The sequence below is a fragment of the Enhygromyxa salina genome (assembly GCF_000737335.2).
GTDB classification, from domain to species: Bacteria; Myxococcota_A; Polyangia; order Nannocystales; family Nannocystaceae; genus Plesiocystis; species Plesiocystis salina_C.
Map to the genome: position 1 here is coordinate 1 of NZ_JMCC02000206.1, position 5,418 is coordinate 5,418.

Sequence of the window (5,418 nt, forward strand, 5' to 3'; positions counted from 1 at the left end):
TGGTCCCGGGTCTGGGCGGCGAGCTCCGAGCGCAGCCGCTCGAGCTCGCGCCGCGCGGCGTCGGGCCAGGTCGCGAGCTCGTCGGCGCTGGGCCCATCGGCCTCACCGCGCTCGATCTGATCCGCGGCCTCGCTCGCCGCCTCGAGCTCGCGCCGCAGCTGAGACAGCTCGAGCGAGTGCGAGTCTTGATCCGTCGACAGCCGATCGTTCTCGAGCTCGCGCTCGCGCAACTGCCGGCGCAAGCTGTCACGGATCGCGGCCGCCTCTTCGAGCTGGCGCTGCAGCTCGGCCTTCTCGCTCTCGCGCTGCTTGGTCAGCTCGCGCGACTCTTCGAGCTGGGTCTGCAGACCCTGGACGGTCCCGCCGAGCTGCTCGATCTCGACGCGCTTGACCTCGAGCTCGCCCTGGACCTGGGCCGCGACGGCGCTCTCTTGCTCGAGCTCGGCCTGCAGCTTGGCGATCCGCTCGCCGGCCTGATCGAGCGCCGCCTTGGCCTGCTTGGACTCTGCCCCCGCTCGCTCGTCGCGGGCTTCGACCGCGGCGAGCTGCTCGGCGAGGCCGGCGAGCTTGTCGTTGCGAGCGCGCAGCTGGGCCCGCAGCTCGTCGACGTCGGCTGACTGGCCCGCGAGCGCAGCGGTCTCTTGCTGCATCCGCGCGAGCTGTTCGTCGCGCGCACGCAGCAACGCGGAGACCTCTGCCTTGCCCACCTCGAGCTGGCGCAGCTCCCGGCCAAGCTCCTCGACCTCGCGCGTACGCTTTTGCTCTTCGGCCCGGGCCCGCTCGACCTGCTCGCGCAGCCGCTCGACCTCACCGCCGACGCGCACCCCCTCGAGCCGCTCTTTTTGCAGCGCCTCCCGGGTCTCCCACAGCCGGCCCTCGAGCTCCTCGAACTGGCGGTTGCGCTGGCTCAGCTCGTCGCGGATCCGATCACGATCAACCGCGACGTCGGCCAGCATCCGACCCTGCTCGGCGCCTTGGGCCGCGGTCGCGGTCAGCTCCTCGGCGCGGCTGCGGGTCTGGGCCAGGGCCTTGTCCGCCTCGCCGAGCCGCCGCCGCACCCCCTCGAGCTCGCCCGCGAGCCTGGACGCCTCTTCGATCTTGGCCGACAGCGCCTGGTCCTGCTCTTTGGCCCGGCGGCTGGCGACCTCGAGCTCGGCCTCCATGCGCTGGGCGAGCTTGCGCGCGCCCTCGCGCTCGGCCACGTACACCTCGTTTTGCCGACGCAGCTCCTCGCGCTCTGCGTCGAGCGACTCGAGCCGCTCACGCTGGCGCTGCGCTTCGACGCGGACCTGCTCGAGGGCCTGGCGCTCGTTGTCGAGCTGCGTGGTCAAGCGCTCGACAGCCTTGTCTTGCTCGCCTCCAGTCCGGCTCAGGATCTGTAGATCCGTCGCTTGGCTGCGAAGCCGCTCATCCGCCGCGCGCAGGTTGTCCTCGGCCTCGCGGGCCCGGGCTCGCACGGCGTCGAGCTCACGTCGCAGCTCCGCCTGGGTGTTGGCGACGTTGGCCCCAACCGTGCTCTGCTCGCTGCGCGCGGCGTCGAGGTGCGAGAGCAAGTCGCTTCGCTCGTCCTCGAGGCGGGCGATCTGCAGGCCCTGCTCTTGCTCGCGGGCCCGAAAGATACTCAGCTGAGTCTCGGCCTCGGTGAGCCCGTCGCGCAGGCGATCGACCTCGGCGGCCTCGACCTCGCTGGTCCGCGCGCGCAGGGCCTCGAGCTGCGACTCGAGCTCGCGGACCCGACCGTGCGCCGCCGCGACCTTGGCCGCCCGCAGGCTCAGCTCCTCGCGCAGCCGATCGAGCTCGTCGCGCAGCTCTTCGATCTCGGCCCCGTCGCGCGACGCTTGGGGATCGGGGCCGCCAAACACTTCGTCGCGCGGCAGCGGGATCAGCAGACACTCGCGGGACAGACCCGCCGGGGTGCGGCTCTTGCTGGCGATCGCCAGGAAGTGCGAGGCCTCTGGCGCCTCGAGCAGCAGATCTTCGCGCAGCGCGAGCTGGGGCTCCTCGGCCCGGTCATCCCGGTCGTCCCTCGGGTCTCGGTCATCGAGGATCGGCGCCAGCGAGAAGCCCTGCCAGGGCATCTGCGCGAGCATGTCGACCCGGGCAAACACGGCGTTGATCTGATCTTCGAGCGCCCAAAAATCGATCTGAGACGAGCCCGCGAGCGTGCGCCCAAACGCCTCTGCCTCGCGCTGCTCGATCCACGCGCAGAACATGCCTTCGGTGCGAAGGATCCGGTGGCTCTCGCGGAGCAGCTCGCGGCGCTCCGTGGATCGCAGGCGCCCGAACGCCTCGATGCACAGCACGATGTCGATGCTCTCGTCACGCAGCGGCAGACGTGACCCGCTCGACGGCCGCACCTCCATGCCTGCCTCGGACGGAAAGTCGCCGCCGATCACCAGCACCCTGCGCGCTCCCGCGCTCAACAACCGCCGCGGCCCCTCCGGCCCGCTGGGCTGGATCACCACGACCGTTCGGGCGAGTACCCAGCGCTCGAGCGCGAGGTATGCGGGCAAGTGGAACACGAGCGCTTCGGGCCCGCATCATACTCGGTTTCCCGCGGCTCCCACAGAGATTAGCGGCCTGAGCCAGGCTCGTGGCGAACAGCGAAGTCGCCGCGCTCGGTCCAACGCCGCCGCCACCGGGGCTGCGAGAGTGCCAACCCACGACTGCACGCTCGCCGAGCACGGCCGCCCGTTTCCACGTTGCGACCGGCGTCGAACCCCGACCTGCGCGTATAATCAAGCGGTGAACGAGAGCGTCCAGTACAAGAAGCCGCGCAAGTTCAACATCGTGGTGATCGTCATGCTCGCGGTGTTGATCAGCGGCGGGTACTTGTTGTGGAGCTACATCCCGGCGTACTTCCGCAAGGGCGAGGTCATGCGCGTGCTCGACGAGACCTCGTCCGAGTTCACCGGCAAGGCGTCTCGGATGCTGGCGGAGCCCAAGCTCGTAGACCAGATGGTCTACGAGATGCGCAACAAGATCAACGAACTGGGGATCAACGATCCCAACTCCGAATACTGGATCGAAATTGATGACGACGATCAGATCCGGTTCGGGGTCCTGTACTCGGACTGGATCGAGCCGCCCTTCGGCGAGCCAAGGGAGGTCGTCAACGAGCTCGAGATCCTGTGCACCCGACCCGGGCGCGGCGCGGGTTGGACCTGCGAAGGGCGCGAGCTCGACTCGGCCAACATCGGCGACGAGCTGCCGGTGGATCCCAACGCGCCTTGAGTCCGGCGCCGGAACCCTGACGTCGACCACGACCAGCCGCGCGGGCGCCGTGACATGGAGCAGGGCCGGTCCCGGCCAAACTCCCTAGATGGCCCTACAGCTGGGTTTAGCTGGGCACGCCGGGGGTTCGCTCGCGGCTGCGCGGTCGCGGCTTTGTCCCCGGTTGATCTACCAACCCCCGGTGACCTACGCTCTGTGCGCGAGACCGTCCGAGGCGATGTCCGGTAAGCTCATCCTGCTGGGGGAAAAGACCGTCGAGTACCCCCTGACCGCGTTCAACACGCTCGGTCGCCATCCTGACAACAGCATCCAGGTGCTCGATCGGATCGTGTCGAAAGAGCACGCCCGCATCACCTTGGCACCCAACGGTCGCTGGGTCATGCGCGACGCCGGCAGCCTCAACGGGACCTTGGTCAACGGTGAGCGGATCGGCGAGGCCGTGCTCAACGACGGCGACCGCATCCAGCTCGGCAACACCAACTTCGCGTTCGCGGAAGACAACCCGCAAGCCCAGCAGGCCGAACAACAGGCGCACCGTGGCCGCGTCACGATGATGCCGGGCCAGGTCCAGAGCGAGGTCCGCAACCGCATCGACGCCAGCAAGCGCTTCGTGCCGGTCGCCGAGATCTCCGACATGGAGGTCCTCAAGGCGGACTACGAGAAGCTCCGCGTGGCCCATGAGCTGTCGCAGAAGCTCGCGGTCGGCACCGACCTCGACATGCTCTTGCAGCAGATCGTCGACGAGACCTTCCAGATCATCCGCGCCGACCGGGCCGTGATCCTGCTCTACGATCCCGACACCGACATGCTGACGCCCGCCTACGTGCGTCAGAAGCGGGCCGACGAAGAGATCAAGCTCTCGAACACGATCCTCGACGAGGTCAAGCGCAACAAGGCGGCGGTGCTCTCGTCCGACGCCATGGTCGACGAGCGCTTCAAGGCGGCCAAGAGCATCATCATGCAGGGCATCCGCTCGACGATGGCCGTCCCGCTGCTGGTCGCCGACCAGCTCGTGGGTGCCTTCCACGTCGACTCGATGCTGGCCAGCGGGGCGTTCACCGACAAAGATCTGCTGCTGTTCTCGGGCATCGCTACCCAGGCCGCGATCGCGATCCAGAACTTTCGCTTGGCCAAGAAGATCGAGCACGAGGCCGCGACCCGGGCTGAATTCCAGCGCCTGCTCTCGCCCAACCTCGTCGATCAGATCGTCTCGGGCGCGCTCACCCTCGACCAAGCCGGTGCCAACCGCGAGGTCACGATGCTGTTCGCGGACATCCGCGGCTTCACCTCAATGAGCGAGCGGCACACGCCCGAGGAGATGGTCGAGACCCTCAACAACTACTTCGAGTTCATGGTCGACGTCCTGTTCAAGCACGGCGGCACCCTCGACAAGTACGTTGGCGACGAGATCATCGGCCTGTTCGGCGCCCCCGTGGAGCTCCCCGACGCCCCGGTCCGCGCGGTCCGCTGTGCCCTCGACATGCTCAAGGCGCTCGAGGAGTTCAACCTCACGCGCGCCAGCGAGGGCAAAGAGACCATCAAGATCGGCATCGGCATCAACTCGGGCCGCGTCATCGCTGGCGCGATCGGGTCCTCGCGCACGCTCCAGTACACCGTGATCGGCGACGCCGTGAACGTCGCCGCCCGCCTGTGCAGCGTCGCCAAGTCAGCCGAGATCATCATCTCGCCCTCGACCATGCAGCAGTGCCAGGCCTACGTGATCGCCGAGCAACGCGAGCCGGTCAACGTCAAGGGCAAGTCCGAGATGATCCAGATCTGGAACATCACCGGCCTCCAAGAGCAGGACCTCGAGGTCCCCTCGGTCGCCCAGCGGCATGCCACCGCCCCGTTCCGCACCACGCAAGAGCCGTAGTGGCGGGTTGGTTGGTGGGGGGCTGGTTCGCTGGATGGAGAGGCGGTGGCCTGGTTTGATGGAGGGAGCTTGGCAGCTCCCTCCCCCCACCTTCGGCGGGGCCCCCCACCCTTCGCTCCTCGCAGTGCTCGGCGCCTGGTTCAACAGGCGTGGCTGGTTTGATGGAGGGAGCTTGGCAGCTCCCTCCCCCCACCTTCGGCGGGGCCCCCCACCCTTCGCTCCTCGCAGTGCTCGGCGCCTGGTTCAACAGGCGTGGCTGGTTTGATGGAGGGAGCTTGGCAGCTCCCTCCCCCCACCTTCGGCGGGGCCCC

The 5,418-nt window shown here is 68.4% G+C and carries 3 protein-coding genes; 2 read left to right on the plus strand and 1 reads right to left on the minus strand.

What is annotated here, in order from left to right; genetic code table 11:
- The coding region (locus tag DB30_RS39915; RefSeq protein ID WP_146662811.1) for a methyltransferase domain-containing protein at positions 1-2,522 on the minus strand (2,522 nt) is incomplete at its 3' end.
- A 223-nt stretch (positions 2,523-2,745) separates the two neighbouring features.
- On the opposite strand from DB30_RS39915, the gene DB30_RS39920 reads away from it, so the two are divergent.
- Entirely contained in the window at positions 2,746-3,234 is a 489-nt protein-coding gene (locus DB30_RS39920; protein WP_052559289.1) for a hypothetical protein, read from the plus strand.
- A 217-nt stretch (positions 3,235-3,451) separates the two neighbouring features.
- Complete coding sequence (locus DB30_RS39925; protein WP_052559290.1) at positions 3,452-5,107, plus strand: adenylate/guanylate cyclase domain-containing protein; 1,656 nt, start codon at positions 3,452-3,454, stop codon at positions 5,105-5,107.
- The last annotated feature ends 311 nt before the right edge of the window (positions 5,108-5,418 follow it).